This window comes from Idiomarina loihiensis L2TR (genome assembly GCF_000008465.1).
GTDB lineage: Bacteria > Pseudomonadota > Gammaproteobacteria > Enterobacterales > Alteromonadaceae > Idiomarina > Idiomarina loihiensis.
Map to the genome: position 1 here is coordinate 44,356 of NC_006512.1, position 23,745 is coordinate 68,100.

The following is a 23,745-nucleotide window of genomic DNA, read 5'->3' on the forward strand; positions in this document are numbered from 1 at the left end:
CGTTCATTAGCCATACAAAAAGTATGGCATTTATTAGTATTTATCCTACAAGTTTTACATCGGCACCCCTGATCTTTGTCAACAAAAGCGTATACTTGAGACAAACCTTAATTAAGGGTGCTTGCTATGTTTGAAAGTTTTGACGCACTGTTTTTAGCGCGCTTCCAGTTCGCGTTTACCATCGCGTTTCACATTATTTTTCCTGCCTTTACTATCGGGGTTGCTAGTTACCTGGCGGTTCTCGAAGGCCTGTACCTCAAAACCCGCAACCCGGTTTACCAGCAGCTGTTCCGTTACTGGGTGAAGATCTTCGCTGTGGCATTTGGTATGGGCGTGGTCTCCGGTATTGTTATGAGCTACCAGTTCGGCACCAACTGGTCGGTATTTTCCGATAAAGCAGGCCCGGTTATCGGCCCGCTAATGGGTTACGAAGTACTCACTGCGTTCTTCCTTGAAGCCGGGTTCCTTGGCGTTATGCTGTTCGGTATGAACAAGGTAGGCGAGAAGTTACACTTCTTCGCTACCCTGATGGTCGCGGTGGGCACGGCTATTTCAGCCTTCTGGATTTTATCGGTAAACAGCTGGATGCAGACGCCCGCCGGTTACGCTATGAATGACGTAGGGCAGTTCGTGGTCACCGACTGGTTTGAGGTGGTGTTTAACCCGTCCTTCCCTTATCGGCTGGCGCACATGCTGCTGGCAGCCTATCTCACCGTGGCCTTTGTGGTCGGCGCAGTGGGTGCTTGGCATTTGCTGAAAGACAAAACCAACGCCGCCGCCCGTAAAATGTTCTCCATGGCCATGTGGATGGCACTCATTGTGGCACCGCTGCAGGTTCTTGTTGGAGACTTCCACGGACTGAATACGCAGGAGCATCAACCCTCGAAAGTCGCGGCGATGGAAGGGCACTTCCATACCGAAGCCCGGGCACCGTTGTATTTATTCGGTATGCCGAATGAAGAAACCGCGGAAGTGGACTACGCCCTGAAAGTTCCGGGTCTTGCCAGCATCATTCTTAAGCATGACATCGACGCGGAAGTGACCGGCCTTGATCAGTATCCACGGGAAGACTGGCCGCCGGTGGTTACCGTATTCTGGGCTTTCCGGATAATGGTCGGCGTGGGCATGCTGATGGTACTTGCTGGACTCTGGTCGGGCTTCCAACGCCTGCGCGGCAAACTGTATGACAACAAAACCTTGCTGCGTTTCAGTTTATTTATGGGACCTATGGGCTTTGTGGCGGTCATTGCCGGCTGGATAGTCACCGAAGTGGGGCGTCAGCCTTGGGTGGTCTACGGCCTGCTGCGCACCGCCGATGCGGCATCGCCCATCGACAAAGCCGGTGTGGCGGGCAGCCTGATAGCCTTTATTGTGGTGTACTTCCTCGTTTTTGGTGCGGGTACCTTCTACATTCTGCGCAAAATGGCGGGGAACCCTGAACAGGTAGCCATTCCCGATTACGCGAAGCATAAGCCCACTATGGCCGCTGAGCGCATCTACGATGAGGAGGTGTAAGCTATGGATTACGCACTGATTTGGGCAATATTAATTTCGGTCGCCGTATTTGCTTACGTCGCACTCGATGGCTTTGACCTGGGGATAGCGCTGCTGTTCCCCTGGTTCAAAAAAGAAGAAGACCGTGACGTGATGATGAACACCGTGGCGCCGGTCTGGGACGGTAACGAAACCTGGCTGGTGTTGGGCGGTGGTGGTCTGCTGGCGGTGTTCCCGCTGGCTTACTCGGTGCTGATGCCGGCGCTGTATATGCCTGTTATTGCCATGTTGCTGGGGCTTATTTTCCGCGGCGTGGCCTTTGAGTACCGTTTTAAAACCAAACGCGCCAAAGGTATCTGGGATTTATCCTTTATTACCGGCTCGCTGATAGCGGCAATGAGTCAGGGCATTATGCTGGGCGCTATGCTGCAGGGCATTCAGGTAACAGACCGCGCTTATTCCGGAGGCTGGTTCGACTGGCTGACGCCATTTACTATTTTCTGTGGTGTGGCGGTAGTTATTGGCTACATGATGCTGGGCGCGACCTGGCTGGTGATGAAAACCAGCGGCGATCTGCAGCGTCAAAGCTACCGTGCCGGCTGGTACACCACGATATTGCTGGTGGCCTGCATTGCGTTTGTGAGCCTTTACTTACCTTATGTCGATATGTTTATTGCCGAGCGTTGGTTCACTTACCCGGCCTCTGTTGGCCTGTGGGCTTTGCCAATACTGCTGGCGGTGATGACCATTGGTTTGCTGCGTTCGCTGCATAGAAAACAGGAAGGACGGCCCTACCTTTGGGGTTTGGGTATGTTCCTGTTGGCTTACACCGGCTTTGCAGTCAGCATATTCCCGTATCTGGTGCCCCGCAGCATTACCCTGTGGGAAGCCGCCGCACCGGACAACAGCCTGAAGTTCTTACTCGTGGGTGCCGTGTTCCTGTTGCCGATAATTTTCGCTTACACCGGTTATACCTACTGGGTGTTCCGCGGCAAGGTTGACCCTGACAGCGGATACCACGACTGATGAAGCCTGTATTTAAAAAGTGGCTGTGGTTTGTTGGCTTATGGTGTCTGGGCGTACTGGCGGTCACCTTAGTGGGTGGCCTTATCCGCTGGGCTTTATTGTAAGCTTGCGCTAGGCTAAAGGCAGACTTGACGCCGGAGGCAACCAAAATGAAATTGACTCACCTTCTGGCCGCAACTGTTGCGGCCTTATTTTTATCTGCGTGTAACAATGCAGAGCCCCAGAACAATGAAACTCGTAGTGCTGATTATGTCATTAAAAACGTGACCCTTGTTGACTGGCTTAAGGGCGAGCCCAATGTTAGTGAGCAGCAGACGTTAGTGGTTAATGACGGATACATCAGCGGTGTGTTTGCGAACGCTGAAGCCCCTGCTTTTGACGACAATACGCAGGTCATTGATGCCGAAGGGAAATACGTTTTGCCAGGCATGGCAGAAATGCACGGTCATGTGCCGCCGGCAACAGACTTTGGTGACTTCCCCAAACGCTACGCCGACGACATGTTGTTTTTGTACGTTGCCAATGGTGTAACAACGGTGCGTGGCATGCTGGGTTATCCGCACCAGTTGCAGCTTAAGTCCGATATTGAGTCGGGCAAGCGCCAGGGTCCAACGTTGTATTTAGCTGGCCCCAGCTTCAGTGGCAATACCATTGAGTCGGTTGAGCAGGTGACGAAGCGGGTCATTGCACAACGCGATGAAGGGTGGGACTTACTGAAAGTGCACCCCGGGTTAACCCTTGAAGAGTATGAGGCCATGGCAAGTACGGCTCGCCAGGCGGGCATGGACTTTGCCGGACATGTGCCGGCAGATGTCGGATTAAAACGCGCCATGGAGGCAGGCCAGAGAACCATTGATCACCTGGACGGTTATCTCGCTTACGTTGATGCTATGAACAGAGAAATAACGCAGGATGAACTCGATTTGCTGGTTTCTATGACGCTGGAAAAAGACGTTGCGGTTGTGCCCACCCAGGCCTTATGGAAAACCCTGATAGGTGCGGCTGATCCCGACAAACTGAAAGACTACCCGGAAATTCAGTTGGTACCAAAGGCGGTTCGTGAAGGCTGGCTAAACTATTACGATAACCCCAGCAGTTACTTTAATAAGGAACAGGCGCAAGTGCAGCAGGAAAATAGGCAAAAGCTGTTGCACGCCCTGCACGAAGGCGGCGCGGAAATCATTTTTGGAACCGACGCACCCCAGTTATTCAGTGTTCCGGGTTACTCCATACACCACGAAATACAGCTGATGTCAGAAGCGGGTATACCTATGGCTGATATTCTGCGTTCCGCCACGGTAGCGGCAGGTGATTACTTTGCTGATGAGGATACCTTTGGACGCATTGCTGCCGGGCACCGGGCTGACTTTATTTTGTTAAAGGATAATCCTCTGGAGAACGCCGATACCCTGCGTGAGAACCAAGGGGTTATGGTGCGCGGACAGTGGCTTAGTCGTGAAGCTATTGATAAAAAAGTTGAGGAAATTCGGGCGGCTTACGCTGACTAAGGGCTATTGATAATAAGGAACCGATAAATGAAACCGTTATTTAAAATATTAAGTTCAGTTTCGCTTGGCGTTACTTTGCTGGCCAGTGCACCTGTTTGGGCGCAAAGCGCAGACAGCATTCGCAATACCGCCGAGGAAACGCTGGAGGCGTTTAACATTCCGGGCCTGGCCGTTGTTGCGGTTAAAGACGGCGAAGTGATTTTAGCCGAGGGTTTCGGTGTGCGTGATATAGACAGCGGCGAGCCGGTGAATGCCAATACACTGTTTGGTATTGCCTCAAACACCAAAGCCTTTACCGCAGCAGCTATGGCAACGCTGGTAGAACAGGGCAAACTAAACTGGGACGACAAAGTTATAGACTACATTCCTGAGTTTCGTTTGGCCGACCCGGCTATTACTCAATCTCTAACAATTCGCGATATCCTGAGTCACCGCTCGGGCCTTGGTCTGGGAGCGGGCGACCTAATGATCTGGCCTAACACCGATAAGTCCACCAGCGATATTCTTGCCGGGCTGGCGCACGTACCTATTGACCACGGTTTGCGCGAGCGTTTCGCCTACAACAACTTGATGTTCGTAACGGCCGGTGAAGTTATCCACCGGGTTACGGGCATGCCATACAGAGAATACGTTGAGAAAACCTTTTTTCAGCCTTTGAATATGGACGAGAGTGTTATTGGTTTTTCGCATATACCTGAAAGTAATGACAACGTTGCGGTAGGCACTATTGAAATGAACGGTGAGCTGCATCGTTTCCCGCTAGATTTTCTTGAAGATTTTGGTGCAGCAGGTGCGACCGCAGCAAGTGTTGATGATTTAAGTAACTGGTTGATCACTCAGCTGCAGGGCGGCGTGAGCCCATCGGGTGAACGCCTCTTTTCAGAAGACTCGCAACAGGCCATGTGGCAGTTAACCACACCGTTGGGTACATCACCTGAAGCTGCTGAACAAGGCACGTATTTTGGTGGTTACGGCATGGGCTGGTTCGTAAAAGACTACCAGGGCGTAAAGCGGGTGTATCACAGTGGCGGTATTCTGGGCATGTTGTCGCTGACCACACTGATACCTGAAAAGAACTTTGGCATGGTGGTTCTGAGTAACCAGCAGGCTTTTGGTGGTTTAACCGCAATTACCGAAGAAGCCTTAGAAGACCTGTTAGATTTGCCCAACCGCGACTGGGTGGAGGAAGAGCAGCAAAAATATCAGGCCTTTATGAAAAGAAAAGCCGAGTTCGCGGTAGAGGAGCCTGAAGAAATAAGAGAGGCGCTTCCGCTTAAAAGCTACGCCGGTACTTATAATGACGCCTGGTACGGCGACGTAGAAATTAGCTACGAGCAGGAAAAGCTGCGCATCAACTTTACGCACACTCCTATGCTGCAGGGCACCTTAGAGCATTATAACGACGATACTTTTATTGTGCGCTGGGACGAGCCTTTACTGGAGGCTGATGCGTTTATCGACTTTAGCGTGAACCGCAATAATGAAGTGCACAGTGCAACGCTGGAAGCCGTAGCGCCTTATACAGATTTCAGCTTCGATTTCCATAACCTGAATTTGAAAAAACAGAAGCAGGAAACCGGTGATTAAAAGATTCAGCAGCCAGAGCCTTCTGGCTGCTTATTTTCAGACGTTCTAGCCTTTACTCAATTCGTCATCGAGTTTCGTTGCCCGCTGGAAAGCGGGGCGCTTCTCAATTCGTTCAACATAACGTTTGAATGAGTCGCGCTCCTCCAGTGTTTTGAACTGCATGCCCCAGCTAATATGACTACCAACGTATACATCTGCCGCGGTAAACTGCTCGCCACAAATATAAGGTCCTTTAGAAACGGCTAATTCAAGAGCTTTCAGGACATCGTCGTGACTACCAGAGCCAACCATTTGCAGGTTATCTTCAAGGTTCCAGCCACAGGCTTTGGCGCTGTTGGCCATTTCCACCGGACCGGCCGCAAAGAATAGCCAACGGTAGTAAGTTCCTCGCTCCGGGCTGTCCAGTGGTGGAGCTAAGTTCTTTTCCGGAAACTGATCGGCCAGGTAGGCACAAATGGCGGCGGTTTCCGTAACAACCAAATCGCCGTGTTGTATTGCCGGCACCTTTCCTAACGGATTAACTTTCAGATACTCGGGCGTTTTCATCTCGCCATTGTAGTTAAGTACTTTGACCGTATACGGCTGGCCAACCTCTTCCAGCATACGACGAACAATGCGTGCCCGGGACTCAGGGTTAGTATAGAAAACGATTTCTTTGGTGTTTTTAGACATATTTTCTTTCATAGCTCAGCTCCTTTTTATTGTGGGTTTTACGTCTGATAAGAACTATATTGTCTATATAGGTCATAATTAGTCCTATATAAAAATATTTATCTAAATTTATTTTCACCGCTTTTTTCAGGAAAATTATGACCGGCCCGACAACACGAGTACTCGCCTTACTAGAGTTATTGCAGTCCCACAAGCGCTTGAGCGGCACTGAAATTGCAGAAATGCTAGGCGTGGATAAACGCACAGTCAGGCGCTATATCAGTGCGCTTGAGGAGTTGGGTATTCCGGTTACCACAGAGCATGGCCCACATGGAGGCTATATGCTGGTTGCCGGTTTTAAGCTGCCGCCGATGATGTTTACTCATGAAGAAACGCTGGCGCTTTCGCTAGGCTTGTTGGCAGCGAAAACTCTTCAACTAACCGATGCATCGCCGGCGTTGACCAGCGTTCAGGCGAAACTTGAGCGCGTTATGCCAGAGCATATTCAGGCAAGGGCTCGCTCCATTACACAGCATACAAACCTGTTATTGCCCGACTCTGGGCTGCCGCAGGAACAGTCGTTATTAATGCCGTTAATGGAAGCCATAGAGAGCCAGCGGCGGGTACAAGTTGTGTATGTGGGCAAAGCTGAGCCCGGGCAGCAGCGCGAGCTCGATCCTTACGGTATGTTCTATAGGCTAGGACACTGGTATATAGGCGGATTCTGCCATTTGCGGCAGGCATTGCGCACCTTTCGATTAGACCGTTTAGCCGAGGTGACACTACTTAAAGCGACCTTTGAAAGGCCTTTAAACTACAACGCCGCCGAACAGTTCAAACAAAGCCTGTGTGCCATGCCAGGCAACCTGAAAGTGCGAGTTTTATTACATACCGACCTGGACACAGCGACCCGCGAGCTAGGCACAAGCGCCAGTATTTTAACCCAGGAAGACAACGCGATATTTATTGAAACCGTGGTAGACAGCACAGAATGGTTTGCCTGGTGGCTGGTTCGCTTGCCTTTCGACTTCACCATTATAAGCCCCGACAGCTTGAAACAAGCCTTGCGGCGCCGTGCCGAGCAGCTTATGGGTTATTGTTAGTGGTATCTGCCCGGTTTGCAGCACTGGACATTGCGGCAGATATTCCCTAAAATCCACGCCTGCTCTGAAGACTCCAAACTACGCGCCCGTAGCTCAGCTGGATAGAGCGCCGCCCTCCGGAGGCGGAGGTCACAGGTTTCGACTCCTGTCGGGCGCGCCATTTCCCTAGCCTGCAGAGATTTTCCTCCTTTCGTATCTACTCTAAATTCTTTTCTTTGCTGATTTTTCGGCGTGACCGTTAGCTATTGTGGCTGATTTGGCGCTGGATCAGGGCTGTGTCCATTCTGTGTCCAGATTGTGGCCGCGGTTGCGGGTGACAAATTAGCGGATGTAAATTTTGACCTTTGCCTAATCTAATAATAAAACGAACTCCTCCAGAGAAAAAGTAATCGGCTCACTACATGCTTTATTTAGCAGGTGGAGCTGTGTAGTAATTTCCGTTATCGCTCCAGAACTATAACCAGCCTGAGTCGTTCATAACGAAATATTCGCCAAACGTGTTTTCTTCAACATTCTCAATTTTTGTTCCGTGTTTTATATCGCTTAATGTTACTTCATGCTTGCTAATTTCACCTGGCCCGAATACTTGGGCAATATAATGCTTTCCGTTTTCGCTATACAAATACATCGTTGTCTCCAAACCGTTTTTGGCATCCCACTTCCCTATTATTTCACCTACTATTCCGGGATCTACTGATTCAAGAGCGTCCTTTTCTGCAGTAGTTTTGCCCATAATATTTACATTCAATATTGGAGCGTAGTCGGTTCTTGCCCAGTAAACAGAAGTGCTCAACCTTTAATCGAGTTTAAGGGGCTGGAAAGACTGAAAATTCGTGTAGTTATAACCTAATCCTTGTTAAACCATAGCTTTCTGGTTTTTAGCGAAACTATTTATGATTTTGCTAAATAGGGGGAAAGGAATTGTGCTACCAGTTCAGCACACAGGCCGACCTCAACTTTTACGCCTCCCGCCGTTAGTATCTCTGCGCCTTTACCATTGTTTCTGATGTCTGGGTCGAGCATTGCGATAATCACATGCTTGATGCCCGAAGCGAGAAGTGTGCTTGCGCAAGCAGCAGTCCGGCCGACAAAAGAACAAGGCTCTAAAGTGACGTATGCAGTAACGCCGCTTAGGTCTCCTGAATGAGCATTTAAAGCCTCTACTTCTGCATGACTTCCACCAATGGCCTGCGTAAAGCCTTTGGATATTACTTCGCCATCTTTAACCAGCACACATCCGACAGGAGGATTCGGTTCACAGTGGGGAAGTGCTTGTTTGGAAATATTCAAAGCTTCCAGCATGAATTTTTCAGACATTTGAAACCTTCACCCCCGGTTTAGCTGGTTTACTTTAGTATGCCGTCATCAACAGCCTGCTCAAGTTTACTTCTGATGACAGACCAAAGCGCTTTGATGTCGCTCTCAATTCGTTGGTTTACGGAAAGCCCCTTACCTTTAGTAATTCCATGCGCCTTCCAGTTGGGGTTCTACTTCGTTATCACGGACGGTTTAAAATCGCGCTAAACTGCTGATCTTGTTTTGCCAGTCTACGACGCATTCTTGGATTATGAAACCGCTCAATATAATCAAAAATATCTGAACGAGCTTTATCCCTTGTTCGATAATGGCGATAATTCACTCTTTCACGCTTCAGTATCCCAAAAAATCCTTCACAGCCGGCGTTGTCGCTGCAGTTACCGACTGCGCTCATGCTGCTGATCAGGTTATTAAATTTGAGAGCACGCTGATAATCACCGCTGGTAAATTGAGAACCGCTATCCGAATGTAAAATCACAGGCTGATTGCCTGTTCGTTGCCAGACGGCCATTTCCACTGCGCGAACAACCATGTAACGATCCTGCCGATGATGCATAGACCAGCCCACTATCCGTTTGCTGTACAAGTCGAGCACAACGCACAGAAACGGTTTACCTTCGGTGGTTTTGACTTCGCCATTTAGTTTCAGGCTCTGTTGCTGTGAAGTCACGTGCCAGGTGATCTTTAAGGCCAGCGGGTCTGGCGGCCGGTCGCTTTCGGCCTCGTCCTTTCTTATGAGTCCAGCCCTGAAAGCCATTAACGGCCATTAAGCGGGCCACACGATTCAGACTCACTCGTTCACCTTCAATAGACAGATCTTCATGCATACGTGGTGCGCCAATTACACCACCACTGTCCTCGTGGATCTCCTTAATGCGCGTCAGTATCCGCTGATTTTCGACGTCCCGGGCACTGGGAGGCTGTGCTGCCCAGGCGTAATATCCGTTGGGTGACATTTTCAGACATCGACACATTAAGCGTATCGGAAACTTATCTCGGCAACGCTCTATCGCCTGATATCTCAGAACGAGTCTTTTGCGAAGAACGTTGCCGCTTCTTGCAAAAATCCCGTTCCTTTTTAAGCCGGGAATTCTCGCGTTTAAGCCGCGCCATTTCTTCGTCACGGGGGTTACTTGATCCCTTGAAAGCTTTTTAGAGGATGGTTCGGCTTCACGCCGCCACCGGCTGAGCAAAGAGTAATTTAAGGCCAGACTTCCGACTTTAAGCCGATCTATTAGAGTTCCGCAGAGTTAAAACGGTGAGTGGTGCAATGATAAGGACTGAACCTATATAAAACCTTGCGTCAGGGGTTTCGGTAAAAAACACAATCCCCAGTATTACCGCCCCAATAAGGCCTGTATACTCGGCGCTGGTGACTTTGTTGCTTTCTGCGGCTCGATAAGCAAAAACGCAGGTACCGGCATAAATCATCGCAAACAAACTGGAGCCCACTGAAATTAAAAAAGTACTGACATCAAAACTGGCACCTTCAAACCATGCCATTGCAGAAGCTAAAGGAATACCCAATAGGTTAGTTAAGTAAAGCGTGTCCAGAATACTGTGTTCAGCCGGAAGCTTTTTTACTAGCAGATTATTGAGCGCCAGGGTTGTAGCAACCACCAGGGCCGCCAACGCAAAAATGTTTGTAGAGGAGGGGTTCACAATTACCAATACGCCAACCATGCCTAAGACTGCAGTAATCAAAGATAAGCGTGTGACACGCTCTTTAAAAAACATGCGGGCTAATACAACCGTGATAATAGGCGCCGCATAAAATATGGCATTCGCAGTCGCTAGCGGTAAAGTGGTTAATGATATCACCATAAACACCGTACCGAGTAAAAAAATATGAGCGCGAGTGGCATGCCAACGTATATTCTTAGGCAATAATGGGCGCTTAAAAAGCAACATAAACGGTAAAAGCATCAGCGTGGCACTTATTTGACGGTATAAAACAAATTGAAAAGGTGCCTCAAAACCATCCAGTAGCTTAATCAAAGAATCTGAGAGAATAACGATGTTATTTCCTAAGACCAACATAATAATAGCCATGAGCAATGAGCGATCCACCTTTGTTCTCCTCTTTAAACTGTTAGCGATGAGGGCATTTTACGTGGCTCTTTTTATTAAATATAATGATATTAACTAATTTTCACATGAGGTTTTTAGATAATGAGCCTTCCGCTTCGCTCCATCCATTATTTTGTTGAAGTTGCGCGTTGCGAGAGCTTTTCCCTGGCAGCAGAGCGCTTACATGTGTCACAAAGTGCCGTGAGTCATCAGGTGGCACTACTTGAAGGATATTTGGGTGATGATCTCTTTGTTCGGCGGGGCCGCAAAATTTTGTTAACAGCAGTCGGCGAGAACTATTTTAATGAAGTTGCTGGAGCAATTAACGCGATTGAAGGGGCGACTGCAAACGTCAGGCAATATGATACCCGGCAGGTAAAGCTGGCGGTGCATGGTTCGTTAGCGGTAAAGTGGCTGATACCGGCCCTCGATGAGTTCCGACAACGCTATCCTAATGTGGAATTGACGCTGCAAATGCTGACTCAGGATGGTAATTTTGATACCCAGTGGGCTGACTGCTTTATTACAACACAGCCGCCAGGCATGGGTTATCAGCGCTACCATTTGTATGATGAAACGTTAAAGCCCTATTGTTCAAAAGCATTATGGGCTGAGGCTCATCGGCTCGAAAGTGCGGGTGACCTCATTCAATATCCATTACTGTCAGCGATAAGCGCATTTGCCAGCGGCGAACCGGGAACCGACTGGCAGCGTTGGTTTAAAAAAGCCAACCTTCGGTTACCTGTGAGCGCTAGGGTTCACCACTTTAGTCATTTATTACTTGCTGCCGAGGCGGCTAAATACGGACAGGGAATTGCGCTGTTAAATGAGTTTATGACAACCGAGCAAGAGCGTGAAGAAAGTTTGTTTGAATTGCCGTTTCACAGTATTCAAACCGATGACAGTTTCTATTTTGTTTACCCTTCCAGTACCGCTAAAAGTCCCGGGCTTGAGTCCCTGGGCGATTGGTTGGTCGCCTTATGCCGTACACGGCATTAGTCTTGATACTTAACTTGTCAGCCTTAGCAATACTGGCCTCGAGTTCTCTCCAGGTAGCGATGTGTCTCGAGCCTAATGGCAATGAGGAACCCAGATTTATCTTGTAAAAAATGAGTGGGTAGAATCCAGGCGCTGCTAAGAAGCGCCCGGTAGATTTAAACCCCCAAAGTTACAGCATAAGTTAACATCAGTACCGAGAGTCCAATGAAGATAATACACAGAGGCAGAAACTGCATAGGGAGGTTTAGCTCCCTTTCAAGAGCACTTGCTCCTACCAAATTATAGGCGTTTTAGTTAATATTTAAACCACGGTGATTGCTAATCGACGCATAATTTAGGGTAGTGGTTATCTGGCTAACTATCCTTTTTTCCATACCCTTTTGTGGCAAGTTTTGCAGGGGTTGGAGATAAAACGCTAAAACATCTGGCTAAATGGCCTCGTTAAAATATTCCTGAGATCCCTATAGAACGTGGCCTGCACGGTTAGTAACTTCTCTCACCATTTAACGTCAGCCAGTCGCTATTTACTCCGGAGGCGGAGGTCACAGGTTCGACTCCTGTCGGGCGCGCCATCTTTTGAAGTTCTCGCATTGATAGTAACTATTAACTCAATTTCTCTTGTGTCCATTCTGTGTCCCAAATTATCTCCGACTACACGCTTACGATAACTTTGTTATTTTAGTAGGGCGTTTTACCCTTCATTGCTTTCCTAACTGTCAACAAAGCACAATTAACATATGCTGCTCTGAAAGAATTAAAAAAACGGTAATATTTTCGACAACTGGATCGTCTTTAAGTCGAGATGTGTTTTTGGAGAATGACATTGCAGCAACACAAAGCGAAAATATCTGACTTGGCACTGCAACACGGGAGGCTAGTCTTTCACTGCGCATATCGACTGTTAAGCGATACACACCTTGCAGAGGATGTGACTCAAGACGTATTTATTAAACTGTTTAAAAAATCTCTTAAAAGCATGAACGAGGTGAAAAACTGGCCTGCTTATTTAAAGTCTATGGCAGTTACCACAGCGATTGATTATCTACGTCGTAATAAAAGATTAGCGGAAGACGACTTGGAAAGCGTGCCTGAAAATGAAAGTGATACATCAAGGCACCCTTTGAACCAAGTTTTACGAGACCGTGATTTGATACTGTTCAAACAAGCCCTTTTGCAATTGACAGAGCAAGACGCTCACATATATTGCCTGCGTCATGTCGAAGGATACTCTTACCAAGAAATCGCCGAATTAATGCATGTCTCTAGCAATTCAGTCGGCGTATCCCTGCATCGCTCACAGCTAAAACTCTCCAGTATCGTAGGTAAATCAGAATATTTAGGAGCTCGTCATGAACACTAATCACGATTCTATTCAGACTATGCTTAATAAAGTTAAGGGACAAAAGCCTTCGGAACATGACGATATAGCAATGCAGTCCCGACTTCACGCTGCCATTGATGCACAAGACAACCCTGTAGATGAAGAAGAACCCGGCAACGGTATGATTCGTCTTTGGAGTTGGTTAAAAACCGCCTCACAACCAAAGCGATTTGGCTTTGCTGGAACGGCTGCCGCTTTGGTGCTAACCGCTGTGTTGATTATCACCACGTCGGTGAGCAAACCTGCATTTGCATCGGTGGTCAAGAAGTTAAGCGAAATCACCAGTATGGTGTACACAGGACAAATGCAGTCGGATGACCAAGTTATTATGACAGTAGAGGTTTTTTACCAATCGCCCAGTAAAATTAGGGTGGTCAACACACCGCTTCCAGACATTGAAGGTGCACCTTCAGTAGTGAACGTGATGGATACTAAACTTGGTAAGGGGTTAATACTCTTCCCTGAACGCAAAGTTGCCATGCCTATTAATTTTACGCCTGGTCAAAACGCGAAAGAGGCGCTGGAAAATGAGTTACTTGATTGGCACACGAAAATTTTAAATTACGACGGTGAAGTGAAGAGTGAACCAGGTGTAGTTATCGATGGAATAGAAACGACTGTCTTTACAGTGGAGCCTGAAAACATGAGATTGACTTTATGGGTCGATCCTAAGACTGAATTACCTATTCGTATAAGAGTAGAGACAATGGATGGACCGTATTTTGTTTTTGAGGCAGATGTGGCATTTAATGAAGCGATAGACCCTGAAATGTTCGACTTAGCGCCATCTGGCTATGAAATTATGGGAGCGGATTCGGAGTAAGCCAGGCTGTTGCCGAGCTCGGGCACTTGCGAATCGGCCGTGGCGCTACGGGGTTATAAACCATCAGTAATGCCCGAGTCGGCAAAAGACGTTTAAAATGCATAAAAGTACACTGCAAAAAGTAACGGTAAATATAAAAGACAGCTTAAACCAGCGAGCAATCGCACTTTATTCTTACCCAATACATCCTAGCGCCAGGAACAGTGTATTAGCCATTTCTTCGACTTTTACAATGAGAGGGCTTTTGTCTCTTCCAGATATATATCCGAGCACTTTAAACGGAAAAGGCAGAGCGACTATTGCTACTAAAATCCAGAAAGATACTTGCCAAAACATGCTTAACTCCCTTTACGCACCACGACACTTTTCTAACCTGCCTTTGCCTATTATTCTTCTACCAAACTTTCCGGCTATCGGCCCTGTTTACTAATTTACTTATTAAGTAAGCCGCTAAGAAAAAAGCAGACGTCGCAAAAATGTCTGGATGTATAATCCAGGTTGCCAGTCCCAGCAACACGCTTAAGTACTCGACCCAAACGAGCTTATTTCTTCTATTGACGCCAAACAAACTTAATTTGAACCAAACCGGTTGTTGCTTCCAGTATTTAGATTCTTTATCAATCACAGTAATTTCCTCTGTTAGCTTCGACACATCGACTTCGAACACAGAGGCCAGTGATTTAAGAGACTCCATACTTGCTTTATTACCGCTTTCTATACGTTGAATTGTTCTTACACTCAAGCCTGACATTATCGCTAATTGTTCTTGAGACCAATTCTTACGCTCTCGCAATTTTTTAATCATTTAAATTCCCCTGGTATCTGTATTCAGGCTCAATGATGAAGCAACGACGTCGGTGTCGGTCACGAAATATACACGACAGGCGGACGACACTAACTGTAGTGGCCAAGAGAAGCAAACCACAGGTTTACGGTCTTCCTGTTCCTCTAGTTTGACTAATGTCTGCCAGAAATAACGTATTCGTGTGTTGAAAAATCCTATCTGGAAGTACTCAAAGAGGTGCCTAAGCACGTCAGTTTCGAGCATGCTGACGCGCTGCTTCAGGGGTTACATAACCTGTCTCCCCGTAAGTTGGATGCGCTTTTGAAGGGCTGTTTTAATGTAAAAGTGAAACGGTTATTTTTTTGGTTAGCGGAGCGTAATCAACAGCCTTGGTTTAAATACTTGAGGCCAGAGGAATACGACTTAGGGGCAGGTAAGAGAGTCGTAGCGGTAGATGGGCGCCTGGAAAGCAAATGGCAGATCACGGTACCCAAGGAGATGTAAATTATCATGGATACTGGAGCAAATAGGTAAAAAGCTCACAGCCGAAATTCAGAATGTGACTGTCATACGCTCATTTGAAGTTAAAGAGGAGAGGGCGTTTCTTTTGACGTTTAAATCACGCCAACCGGATTGGTCATTACTCGGGCTTGATGGTATTGATCGGCTACCGGCGGTTAGCTGAAAAAACTTGGAAAACTTTCGTTGACCTTAGATCCGATTTTGGACAGCTAAGTACGGGGAAGTTTTCATGTGTAAGATGAATAGAGTATCTATTTTATACGTGAGTGCGTATAGATATAAAGTTATACGCATTCGCGTGTATATCTTGACTTATACGGATTTGCGTATAATACTGGTTTCATACGAATTTGCGTATAAGAGAGGATGTAATGAAAATTACTGATCCCAAAGCATTATCGATCTACCTACGGGATGAACGAAGACGTCGCGGCCTGAGTCAAGCTAAGGTTGGTGATTTAGTCGGACTTAGGCAGGGGACGGTCTCTAAGTTTGAATCAATGCCAGAGAAAATGCAGCTCGATACGTTGTTTCGCTTGCTGTCCGCTTTAGAGCTCGAGCTGGAAGTGAAACCTAAAGGCACCGTTCTGAAGAAGAACGTTGATTCGTCAACGCCTGGTGATGAATGGACTGAGGAGTGGTAATGAATACGCTCGACGTCTATATGAACGGCTACCGCGTAGGTCACCTGAGTCGAAATGATTCCGGCGCTCACACATTTCGTTATGATGAGATGTGGATTGATAAAGAGGGTGCACGGCCAATCTCTTTGTCTATGCCCTTACGCCATGACGCTTATTCAGGGCGCGAGGTTATTAACTTTTTTGATAACCTGCTGCCTGACAATGAGGAAGTTAGAGACCGGATTGTTGCCCGTTATCAAGCCGACTCCGATCAAGCATTTGATCTACTGGCGGCTATTGGGAAAGATAGTGTTGGTGCATTGCAGTTCGTCCCGGCAGGAGAAAAACCAGGGAATATTCGTGAACTGCGTTATGAAAAACTCACCGAAGAGAAGTTAGAACGTGTTTTAAAAGGCTACCAGTCCAAGGCACCTTTGGGCATGCTTCGGGAGTTGGATGATTTTAGAATATCAATTGCTGGGGCTCAGGAAAAAACAGCCCTGTTAAAAATAGATGGTGCATGGTGTATTCCAAATGGAAACACGCCGACTACTCATATCATTAAACTTCCGATTGGTAAGATTCAAAGCCACGATCACACAATCGATTTAAGTGACAGCGTTGAAAATGAAATGCTCTGCTTAAAAATTGCACGAGCATTCGGTTTTGAAGCACCGGATTGTGAGGTAATTATCACACCAAATGTTAAAGCCCTCGCCATTGAGCGTTTTGATCGTACATATTCAAGTGATCATTCTTGGTTAATGCGGCTTCCTCAAGAAGATTATTGTCAGGTGCTTGGACTGCCATCTGCGCGAAAGTACGAATCGGATAACGGTCCGTCGATTGCCAGTATTATGAAGCATCTTCAAGGGTCTGCTGATTCCACAGGTGATCGTGAGGCTTTCATGGGCGCACAGGTGCTTTTCTTTCTATTAGGCGCCACTGATGGGCACGGAAAGAATTTCTCTGTGCATATTGAGCCTTATGGGGCTTTCCGTTTAACGCCTTTGTACGACATTATTTCTGCTTATACTGCTGTGGGTGGAACAGGCATCAATATTCGCGACTTGAGACTTGCGATGAGCTTGCGAGGGGCGGGGGGTAAAAAGCGGAACATCTATCAAATTTTTAAACGTCATTTTTTAAACGCAGCGAAAGAAGCTGAATTCAGTCCGACCAGAATGAGTGAAATTATCAACGCCCTGTGTGATCAGGTTGACGATGTTATTGAACGAGTAAAAGGCGATTTACCCAATGATTTCCCGACAAGGGTTTCGACACCAATCTTTGATGGTATGCAAGAGCGGAAACGCCGACTACTTATCGAATGAGCACTTCCTACTGACTAATGACCCATTTTGACTTAGTAATAACTTGTGGCAACTTTTGCAGTGGCTTGTTTTGTTCCGTTCTAATGTGCGGCTAAACGTCTTAGCCGCGCAACTCATTAAGTTATTGATATAACGATTAAACTCAGTTTCGCACGGTTAACGCGATACTACCCAGTTTCGTAGGTTTTTGCTCCGGAGGCGGGGGGGTAGAAACACTCTTAATATAGTAGCGCATCAATCAACCAAGCCGATAGTTGGTTGCGACCACTTAAACCAGACTTAGCATAGACTGACGATGCCTGCTGGCGGACAGTCTTTTCTTTGGTACTACGGACTTCGGCTATTTCGTTAAAGCTTAACCCTTTGATTAATAACACTGCAACCTCTTGCTCACTGGGAGACAGCTTCCATTGTTTGAACCAAGATTGTACAGCGGTGTAAGAATCCGGCGATTTATCACGTTCTTTTCCCGGCTCATGGTTCGCTGTACTTTCCTTTTCACGCTGCTGGTGTCGCGATAGCGCAACTTTTACCTGCTTCAGCTCTTGATTGCGCCGCAATACCCGCCACCACAGTACAATAAATGCCGCAATCGAAATGACCACGGTAATTCCCTCAATGGCCAAGTGCCAGGTTGCCACTTGCATATGGTAATCGGCTACCACGTCAGAGACGTTAGCAAACGCAATTAATAAAAATATCACCATTAATAGTCGGTCAATTGTCATAAATCCCCCATAAACTACTACGCTTAGGACATCCGCCCGATGCATTAACGCCTTAAAAACCTTAATGTCTACAACGATATTAACCGATGGAGGCTTTGATGTCTTTGCTCCGCGCTACCTCTGGTAAATTATTTTTCAGCCTATTGGCAAGTACATTTTTTTTGCTAAGCCCTTTGGCTAAGGGCGATAACCTATCGCAGCAAACATTGCTGGAATCCGTTGTTGAACGGCTCAAAACAGATGGTCTTCTTATCGATACCGATTTTAGCCAGCGCCAATGGTTGTCTGCGACGCCACGGTTATCCCTCATGCATTGGCAGACTAACGATGATGCTATTGGCTCAAACGAAACAGAGCTGGTATTAGAGCTGGAATTTTTATCCCCCGAGCAGCGCAAATTAATTAACAACTCTGAAAAACTAGTTGAACGCTACCAACAGCTTCAACAACGTCAGCTAGAGTTAACCGCCAGCGGCGTCATACGAGAGCTTTTCTGGCAAGCTAAGCGCCTGCAGGCTGAACTGGCTTATGCCGAAAAAGTTACCAATCAATTAAATCAGCTCCAGCGCCAGACTCAGTCGTTAGTGGCAGCCGGTGAACGCCCAGTTTATGCCGGTATTATAGTGAAGCAACAACACCAACGTTCGCTTAGCCAGGTTGCAGAAAAGCAAATAGCCTTGCAGCAGCTCGAGCGTGTATGGCAGCAACTGACCGGCGTTAATAACGTGCCACAGTCGCTACAGGAATCTGTTCGTCCACACGCCTCAACGGCAGCGCATCCAGCATTACAAACCCTTCAGTTGCAATGGCAATTAGCGCTAAATGCTACGCAACAGACCGTTGCTGTGCAAAAAAGCTGGGGCATTAACGCGGGCTATAAATACATTGACGCGCCCAACCAAAGTGAAAACCAATGGGGACTAGGCTTTAGTCTTCCGCTCGATTTTTCACAATCACTGAATGCTAGTGAACTTGTTGCGTTGCAACAGCAACAAAGCGAGCTTAACCAGTCACTCCGGCAGACTCAAATCCGCCTTGAACTCGACATGGCTAACGCGCAAAGCCAGTTAGAGCAATTGAAACAAAAGCACCAAACTGACCGTCAAAACGCCGAGTTAAGCCACAACGCCATCGAGCAGCTCGACAACCTATATGAACAAGGTCAAATTGACACTCGCTTGTATATCGAGAGATTACTTGAGCAGTTGTCCTATCAGCAAGCGGCGCAGCTAAGCCAGATAGAGCTACAGCTGGCAAATGCCTTATTAAACCAAGCACAGGGAATGACTTTATGAAACGCTGTAACCTATCTCGTCTAGCCGCTACTCTTAGTCCCATAGTTAGTGTCATCGCACTTGCTTTGTCAGGGCTTGCGACAACAACGACTGTGTTAGCGGCGCAATCAATTTCTGTCGAGCAGGTAAGTAACTACGATTTACGTCCGCAAGCGGCAGTGAATGTAGATAACGTAGCTTTTGCACCGGTCACAGGAAGTTACCAGACGACCCCAGGCAGTGTTTTAACTCTGCCCAACCCGTTTGAAAACGCAGCAGTAGACTATCAAGTTGTTGATGGGCAGGCAGTGGAATCCGGTACCCTTATTGCGCAACTACATGGCCCCTCGGTAGAACACTTTTTTCACCGTGTTGAAACACTACAAGAGCAGTACGATGTTGCCGCTAAGCAGTATCAGAGCAAAAAGAAGTTATACCAAAACAATGCCATTGCCGCCGATGAGTGGCAGCAGTTTCTAACGCAATACATTAGCCTGAATGACACCTTGCACGAAATTAACGTGGTCCTGCGGCGGGTAAAACAAACCGCTGAGCAGTCTGCACAACTCATCGCAACAGAGCCAGGAGTGTGGCGGACCAGCAGTAATGGGCAACAGCTGGGTACGCTAATCGCTCATGCGCGTTTAGCCATCGTTGCCGAGGTACCGATAGAACAGGCAAAACGTATCTCGAGTCTAAACATTAACGGCCAAAAGCTGCGGGTGAGCCAACGCGAACAAACCGTGCGTAATGGCTTTGTACGAATTTGGAGTGAGCCACCACAGGACATCAACTGGACCATCGGTCAACGCGTTAACGTTGTACCCCAGGCAGCAATAGAAAATGCTTATCTTCTGCCGGCCAGTGCCATTGCCACACTGCAGGATCAACCCATTATCTTTAGCATAGAAAATGCGACAATTAACGCTGTGCCTATCGAACTATTAAGCTTAAGCGGCGAGCATTACTTTGTGCAATCAACTACACCTCTGAACATCATTGCAACGCATTCTGTCGCAGCACTCAAGGTTATCGCAGAAGACGAGGAGGCGCAGTAATGATTAGCCGCATACTGAGCTTTTCGTTAAAAAATCGTCTGTTTGTTTTTATTACTTTTCTGCTGTTAATAGCGGCCGGTATCCAGTCGCTTCGCCAACTACCGGTGGATGCTTTCCCGGAGATTTCACCGACTCAGGTTAACGTCATCTTACGCGCCCCCGGTATGGCTGCCGAACGGGTAGAAAACCAGGTAACTCACCCGTTAGAAACCGAATTGTTGGGTATACCGAATCAAACCATTCTGCGCTCAACCACCAAGTACGGTATTACCTCGATAACCCTCGACTTTGACGAAGGCACCGATATTTATTGGGCGCGCCAACAAGTTGCGGAAAAACTCGCCGCCGTCAGTAAAGACCTGCCGGACGGTATTCAAGGCGGTATGGCACCGATGAGCACGCCATTAAGCGAAATGTTTATGTTTACGATAGAAAATCCCGGCATGAACCTGGAGCAAAAGCGTCACCTGCTAGATTGGGTGATTCGGCCGACACTACGCACGGTTGAAGGGGTAGCAGATGTCACTAATTTAGGCGGTAAAGTCAGAACCTTTCAGTTTACTCCGTCGGCGTCAAAATTAAGTGATGCTGGCATTTCGCTACAAACTATTAAGGATGCATTGGCTGATGCCAACCAAGTCGGTAATTTAGGTCGCATCACCCAAGGTACCGAAACTTTTAGCGCACGGGTTACCGGACGTATTGTCGCGCTTGACGACCTGGCGGCCATTAGCGTGACGAATCAATACCAGCAAGTGTATCGACTAGACCAACTGGGTGATGTTGCGCTCAGTTACCTGCCGCGCTTTGGCGCGATTACCAAGGATGGTGAAGAAGCCGTAGAAGGCCTGGTGGTTGGATTAAAAGGAGCTAATGCCGCTGCGGTGGTTGAAGCGGTAGAGCAAAAACTGGCACAAATAAAGCCTAGCCTGCCAAAAGACACTGACATTAACGTGTTCTATAATCGTAAAGGCCTTATTGACACGGCTATAGCTGGAATCTCTGATGCGCTGATGCAGTCCATCGTGTTAGTTATAGCGGTACTGGTTTTCTTTTTACGTAATGTTCGTGCGTCAATTTTGGTCTCGTTATCGATCCCCGTGGCGGCGCTGATCACCTTTATTTGCCTGCAATTACTCGGTTTATCGGCGAACTTGATGAGTTTAGGCGGGTTAGTTATTGCTATCGGTATGATTGTTGACTCGTCGGTAGTGATCACCGAAAAAATCGAGACCGAGTTAAACTCACAAAAACAGTTACCCTTGCTGCACAAAATTTACCGTGCCAGCCTGTCCGTGGCGCCCTCTGTAGTTAGCGGCACTGTGATCATTATTTTGGTGTTTTTACCTCTACTCACGCTGACTGGCCTGGAAGGTAAGTTATTTTCACCGGTCGCCTTGACCATTGTTATAGCAATCACCGCCGCTTTAGTGACTTCGCTGACGCTAATCCCTGCTTTAGGCTCTTTACTAATGCGACCCAAAGCTCGCCGCAATAAATCGCTTGAGCGTATGCAAGCGTGCTATCAGCGTATATTATCCGGCGCAATTAAACGTCGCAGTGCCACACTGATGGGCTTTGCGGGAGTGCTCGCCTTAAGCGTAGTCAGCTTTATCATGGTCGGTAAAATCTTTATGCCTACCATGGATGAAGGCGACATTATCGTGCAACTGGAAAAGTCACCGACCATTTCTTTACAAGAATCGATAGAACTGGATACACAGGTTGAGCGTGAACTACTCGCTAAGATCCCGGAGATCAAGCAAATCGTTGCCCGTACCGGCTCAGATGAACTCGGTTTAGACCCCATGGGTTTAAACGAAACCGATGTGTTCATGGAGCTTAACCCTAAAGACAGCTGGCGTTTTGATAGCAAACAAGAACTGATTGATGCCATTCGCGAAGTGGTTTCAGGCTATCCTGGCATGAACGTTAACGTTACCCAACCTATTCAAATGCGCATTTCTGAAATGCTAACCGGCAGTAGTGGCGACGTCTCGATTAAAGTGTTTGGTGATGACATGAATACCCTTGCCAATGTCACCGATAGGGTAGTTGAGCAAGCCAAACAAGTGCAAGGCGCGGTCGACGTTCAGGCAAGTGTTATTACTGGCGCACGCTTTTTAAGTATTGTCCCGAATATGCAGCAACTGCGCTTTTATGGCGTCACGAAACAAAACTTTAGTGAATTTATTCTTTCACAACTCAGCGGCTTTCCGGTCAGCGAAGCCGTGAATGGACGTATTCGCACACCGATTGTCATGGGTTCGCAAAAACCTGCGGGCAATTATCACTCTGTCAGCAACATCGAGTCCTTGCCAATTGTCACCGACAACGGCGAAACCGTCGCACTGCAGCAACTTGCCGAGATCACCTTCGAGCACGGTCCGGCGATTATCGAGCGTGAAAATTCTAACCGTTACGCGTTAATCACCAGCAATGTTGAAAACCGCGATGTCGTTGGTTTTGTTAATGAACTACAGCAACGTGTCAGCGCCAACGTAAACCTTGATCCGGGCTATTTTATTGAGTACGGAGGTGAGTTCGAAAACCAGGCGCGGGCCAGTGCTAATTTGTTAATGGTTATCCCTGTCGCTTTGCTGTTAATCGTTATCTTACTGTTTAGCTCGATGGGCTCGATTGGCCTGACAACGATTGTGCTGACGAATATTCCGTTTGCCCTGAGTGGCGGGGCAATTTCGCTCTGGCTAAGCGGTGAGTACATGTCTGTTCCGGCATCGGTCGGTTTTATTGCTTTGATGGGCGTTGCCATACTTAACGGTATCGTCATGGTAAGCCACTTCGAGCAGACTCGAGTTCATTTCTCCGACTTTAAAACCTTAGTAATTGAAGGAGCTAAAGACCGTCTGCGGCCGGTCTTAATTACAGCCATTACCGCTATTTTTGGCCTGATTCCGCTGTTAATGTCCAGTGGTCCCGGCTCAGAAGTGCAAAAGCCTCTGGCGGTTGTGGTTATAGGTGGGCTGATAACGGCAACGCTGGCCACCCTGCTGTTGCTGCCTATTTTATACTTACTCGTAAACAGGAAAGCTCGTGATGTCCAATAAGTTGTTAAAACTCTATTTTAGCCGCGAACAAAAAGCCGATTTGGTCGACTGCCTGATTCAACTCGACTATTTAAGCGGCTTTAGCCTTTATGACATTGACGGTTTTAGTCGCAATCACGAACGTTTTGATATCGGCGAGCAAATTCGTGGCGCACGCCGGATGATGATGGCTGAAGTAATTTGTGCTGCTGATGATGTAACCCGTATTCGTGAGGCTTTATCGCAGCTAAACTTCAAAGAGCCAGTCCGCTACGTGATGCAGTCAGTAGAGGATGTTGGACATAGTGATTATATCTAACCTATTTTGTTGGAACAGGGGGGGAGATCTCTCCCCTGATGTTTCTGCGATGCCTTTCAAATTAAGGGTAAGTTATCGCGCGATTTATGTTGGGCTT

General features: G+C 47.5%; 21 protein-coding genes, 1 tRNA gene and 1 pseudogene. 16 read left to right on the plus strand and 7 right to left on the minus strand.

Annotated features, from left to right (window positions below; genetic code table 11):
* The first annotated feature begins 126 nt into the window (after window positions 1-126).
* The 4 genes from IL_RS00220 (at window position 127) to IL_RS00235 (ending at window position 5,615) form a co-directional block, all read left to right on the plus strand.
* The gene (locus tag IL_RS00220) at window positions 127-1,515 is read left to right on the plus strand and encodes a cytochrome ubiquinol oxidase subunit I (protein ID WP_011233305.1); all 1,389 of its coding nucleotides are present in this window, start codon (window positions 127-129) and stop codon (window positions 1,513-1,515) included.
* Window positions 1,516-1,518: 3 nt separating this feature from the next.
* On the plus strand, window positions 1,519-2,520 hold the full coding sequence (gene cydB / locus IL_RS00225; protein ID WP_011233306.1) for a cytochrome d ubiquinol oxidase subunit II: 1,002 nt from the start codon (window positions 1,519-1,521) through the stop codon (window positions 2,518-2,520).
* A gap of 149 nt (window positions 2,521-2,669) precedes the next feature.
* A complete protein-coding gene (locus IL_RS00230; protein WP_011233308.1) occupies window positions 2,670-4,028 on the plus strand; it encodes an amidohydrolase family protein in 1,359 nt (452 codons plus the stop codon).
* Between the two features lie 27 nt (window positions 4,029-4,055).
* Window positions 4,056-5,615, plus strand: a complete 1,560-nt coding sequence (locus tag IL_RS00235; RefSeq protein ID WP_011233309.1) for a serine hydrolase — start codon at window positions 4,056-4,058, stop codon at window positions 5,613-5,615.
* Window positions 5,616-5,660: 45 nt separating this feature from the next.
* Here IL_RS00235 and IL_RS00240 read toward each other — a convergent pair whose 3' ends face one another.
* Entirely contained in the window at window positions 5,661-6,299 is a 639-nt protein-coding gene (locus IL_RS00240; protein ID WP_011233310.1) for a glutathione S-transferase family protein, read from the minus strand.
* A gap of 125 nt (window positions 6,300-6,424) precedes the next feature.
* Between IL_RS00240 and IL_RS00245 the strand changes: the two genes are divergently transcribed.
* The gene (locus IL_RS00245; RefSeq protein ID WP_011233311.1) at window positions 6,425-7,369 is read left to right on the plus strand and encodes a helix-turn-helix transcriptional regulator; all 945 of its coding nucleotides are present in this window, start codon (window positions 6,425-6,427) and stop codon (window positions 7,367-7,369) included.
* A gap of 82 nt (window positions 7,370-7,451) precedes the next feature.
* A tRNA-Arg gene (locus IL_RS00250) sits at window positions 7,452-7,529 on the plus strand.
* Window positions 7,530-7,823: 294 nt separating this feature from the next.
* On the opposite strand, the gene IL_RS00255 is transcribed toward IL_RS00250, so the two are convergent.
* From IL_RS00255 to IL_RS00270, 4 genes and pseudogenes are all read right to left on the minus strand, one after another.
* Window positions 7,824-8,102, minus strand: coding sequence for a hypothetical protein (locus IL_RS00255; protein ID WP_011233312.1), 279 nt, complete (start codon window positions 8,100-8,102; stop codon window positions 7,824-7,826).
* 158 nt (window positions 8,103-8,260) lie between these two features.
* A complete protein-coding gene (locus tag IL_RS00260) occupies window positions 8,261-8,686 on the minus strand; it encodes a bifunctional diaminohydroxyphosphoribosylaminopyrimidine deaminase/5-amino-6-(5-phosphoribosylamino)uracil reductase RibD (protein ID WP_011233313.1) in 426 nt (141 codons plus the stop codon).
* 181 nt (window positions 8,687-8,867) lie between these two features.
* Window positions 8,868-9,888 (minus strand): annotated as a pseudogene (locus IL_RS13580) (IS3 family transposase); the annotation flags it as partial.
* Between the two features lie 19 nt (window positions 9,889-9,907).
* Window positions 9,908-10,756: a DMT family transporter gene (locus IL_RS00270; RefSeq protein WP_011233316.1), complete on the minus strand. Its 849-nt coding sequence runs from the start codon at window positions 10,754-10,756 to the stop codon at window positions 9,908-9,910.
* Between the two features lie 102 nt (window positions 10,757-10,858).
* Between IL_RS00270 and IL_RS00275 the strand changes: the two genes are divergently transcribed.
* The 3 genes from IL_RS00275 to IL_RS00285 all read left to right on the plus strand — a co-directional run bounded on the left by IL_RS00275 (window position 10,859) and on the right by IL_RS00285 (window position 13,959).
* The gene (locus tag IL_RS00275) at window positions 10,859-11,755 is read left to right on the plus strand and encodes a LysR substrate-binding domain-containing protein (RefSeq protein WP_011233317.1); all 897 of its coding nucleotides are present in this window, start codon (window positions 10,859-10,861) and stop codon (window positions 11,753-11,755) included.
* Between the two features lie 817 nt (window positions 11,756-12,572).
* Window positions 12,573-13,115, plus strand: a complete 543-nt coding sequence (locus IL_RS00280; RefSeq protein ID WP_011233318.1) for an RNA polymerase sigma factor — start codon at window positions 12,573-12,575, stop codon at window positions 13,113-13,115.
* Window positions 13,105-13,959, plus strand: coding sequence for a LolA family protein (locus IL_RS00285; protein ID WP_011233319.1), 855 nt, complete (start codon window positions 13,105-13,107; stop codon window positions 13,957-13,959). The genes IL_RS00280 and IL_RS00285 overlap by 11 nt, the downstream gene beginning before the upstream one ends.
* Window positions 13,960-14,353: 394 nt before the next feature.
* On the opposite strand, the gene IL_RS00290 is transcribed toward IL_RS00285, so the two are convergent.
* On the minus strand, window positions 14,354-14,764 hold the full coding sequence (locus tag IL_RS00290; protein WP_011233320.1) for a helix-turn-helix domain-containing protein: 411 nt from the start codon (window positions 14,762-14,764) through the stop codon (window positions 14,354-14,356).
* Between the two features lie 168 nt (window positions 14,765-14,932).
* Here IL_RS00290 and IL_RS00295 point away from each other — a divergent pair, with 168 nt between their 5' ends.
* The 3 genes from IL_RS00295 (at window position 14,933) to IL_RS00305 (ending at window position 17,222) form a co-directional block, all read left to right on the plus strand.
* Window positions 14,933-15,247, plus strand: a complete 315-nt coding sequence (locus IL_RS00295) for a type IV toxin-antitoxin system AbiEi family antitoxin domain-containing protein (protein WP_272940786.1) — start codon at window positions 14,933-14,935, stop codon at window positions 15,245-15,247.
* A gap of 389 nt (window positions 15,248-15,636) precedes the next feature.
* Complete coding sequence (locus IL_RS00300; protein WP_011233321.1) at window positions 15,637-15,909, plus strand: helix-turn-helix domain-containing protein; 273 nt, start codon at window positions 15,637-15,639, stop codon at window positions 15,907-15,909.
* Window positions 15,909-17,222: a type II toxin-antitoxin system HipA family toxin gene (locus IL_RS00305; RefSeq protein WP_011233322.1), complete on the plus strand. Its 1,314-nt coding sequence runs from the start codon at window positions 15,909-15,911 to the stop codon at window positions 17,220-17,222. Before IL_RS00300 ends, IL_RS00305 begins: the two co-directional genes overlap by 1 nt.
* Window positions 17,223-17,440: 218 nt before the next feature.
* Here the strand turns inward: IL_RS00305 and IL_RS00310 are convergent, their stop codons facing one another.
* Window positions 17,441-17,950: a helix-turn-helix transcriptional regulator gene (locus tag IL_RS00310; protein WP_011233323.1), complete on the minus strand. Its 510-nt coding sequence runs from the start codon at window positions 17,948-17,950 to the stop codon at window positions 17,441-17,443.
* Window positions 17,951-18,048: 98 nt separating this feature from the next.
* Here IL_RS00310 and IL_RS00315 point away from each other — a divergent pair, with 98 nt between their 5' ends.
* Genes IL_RS00315 through IL_RS00330 form a run of 4 tightly spaced genes read left to right on the plus strand, consistent with a single transcriptional unit; the run spans window position 18,049 to window position 23,648 of the window.
* Window positions 18,049-19,245, plus strand: a complete 1,197-nt coding sequence (locus IL_RS00315) for a TolC family protein (protein WP_011233324.1) — start codon at window positions 18,049-18,051, stop codon at window positions 19,243-19,245.
* Window positions 19,242-20,282 carry a membrane fusion-like protein gene (locus IL_RS00320; protein ID WP_011233325.1) on the plus strand — a complete coding sequence of 347 codons (1,041 nt, stop codon included), beginning with the start codon at window positions 19,242-19,244 and terminating at the stop codon, window positions 20,280-20,282. Before IL_RS00315 ends, IL_RS00320 begins: the two co-directional genes overlap by 4 nt.
* Window positions 20,282-23,350: an efflux RND transporter permease subunit gene (locus IL_RS00325; RefSeq protein ID WP_011233326.1), complete on the plus strand. Its 3,069-nt coding sequence runs from the start codon at window positions 20,282-20,284 to the stop codon at window positions 23,348-23,350. The genes IL_RS00320 and IL_RS00325 overlap by 1 nt, the downstream gene beginning before the upstream one ends.
* Complete coding sequence (locus tag IL_RS00330; RefSeq protein ID WP_011233327.1) at window positions 23,340-23,648, plus strand: DUF3240 family protein; 309 nt, start codon at window positions 23,340-23,342, stop codon at window positions 23,646-23,648. Before IL_RS00325 ends, IL_RS00330 begins: the two co-directional genes overlap by 11 nt.
* Window positions 23,649-23,745 lie beyond the last annotated feature (97 nt).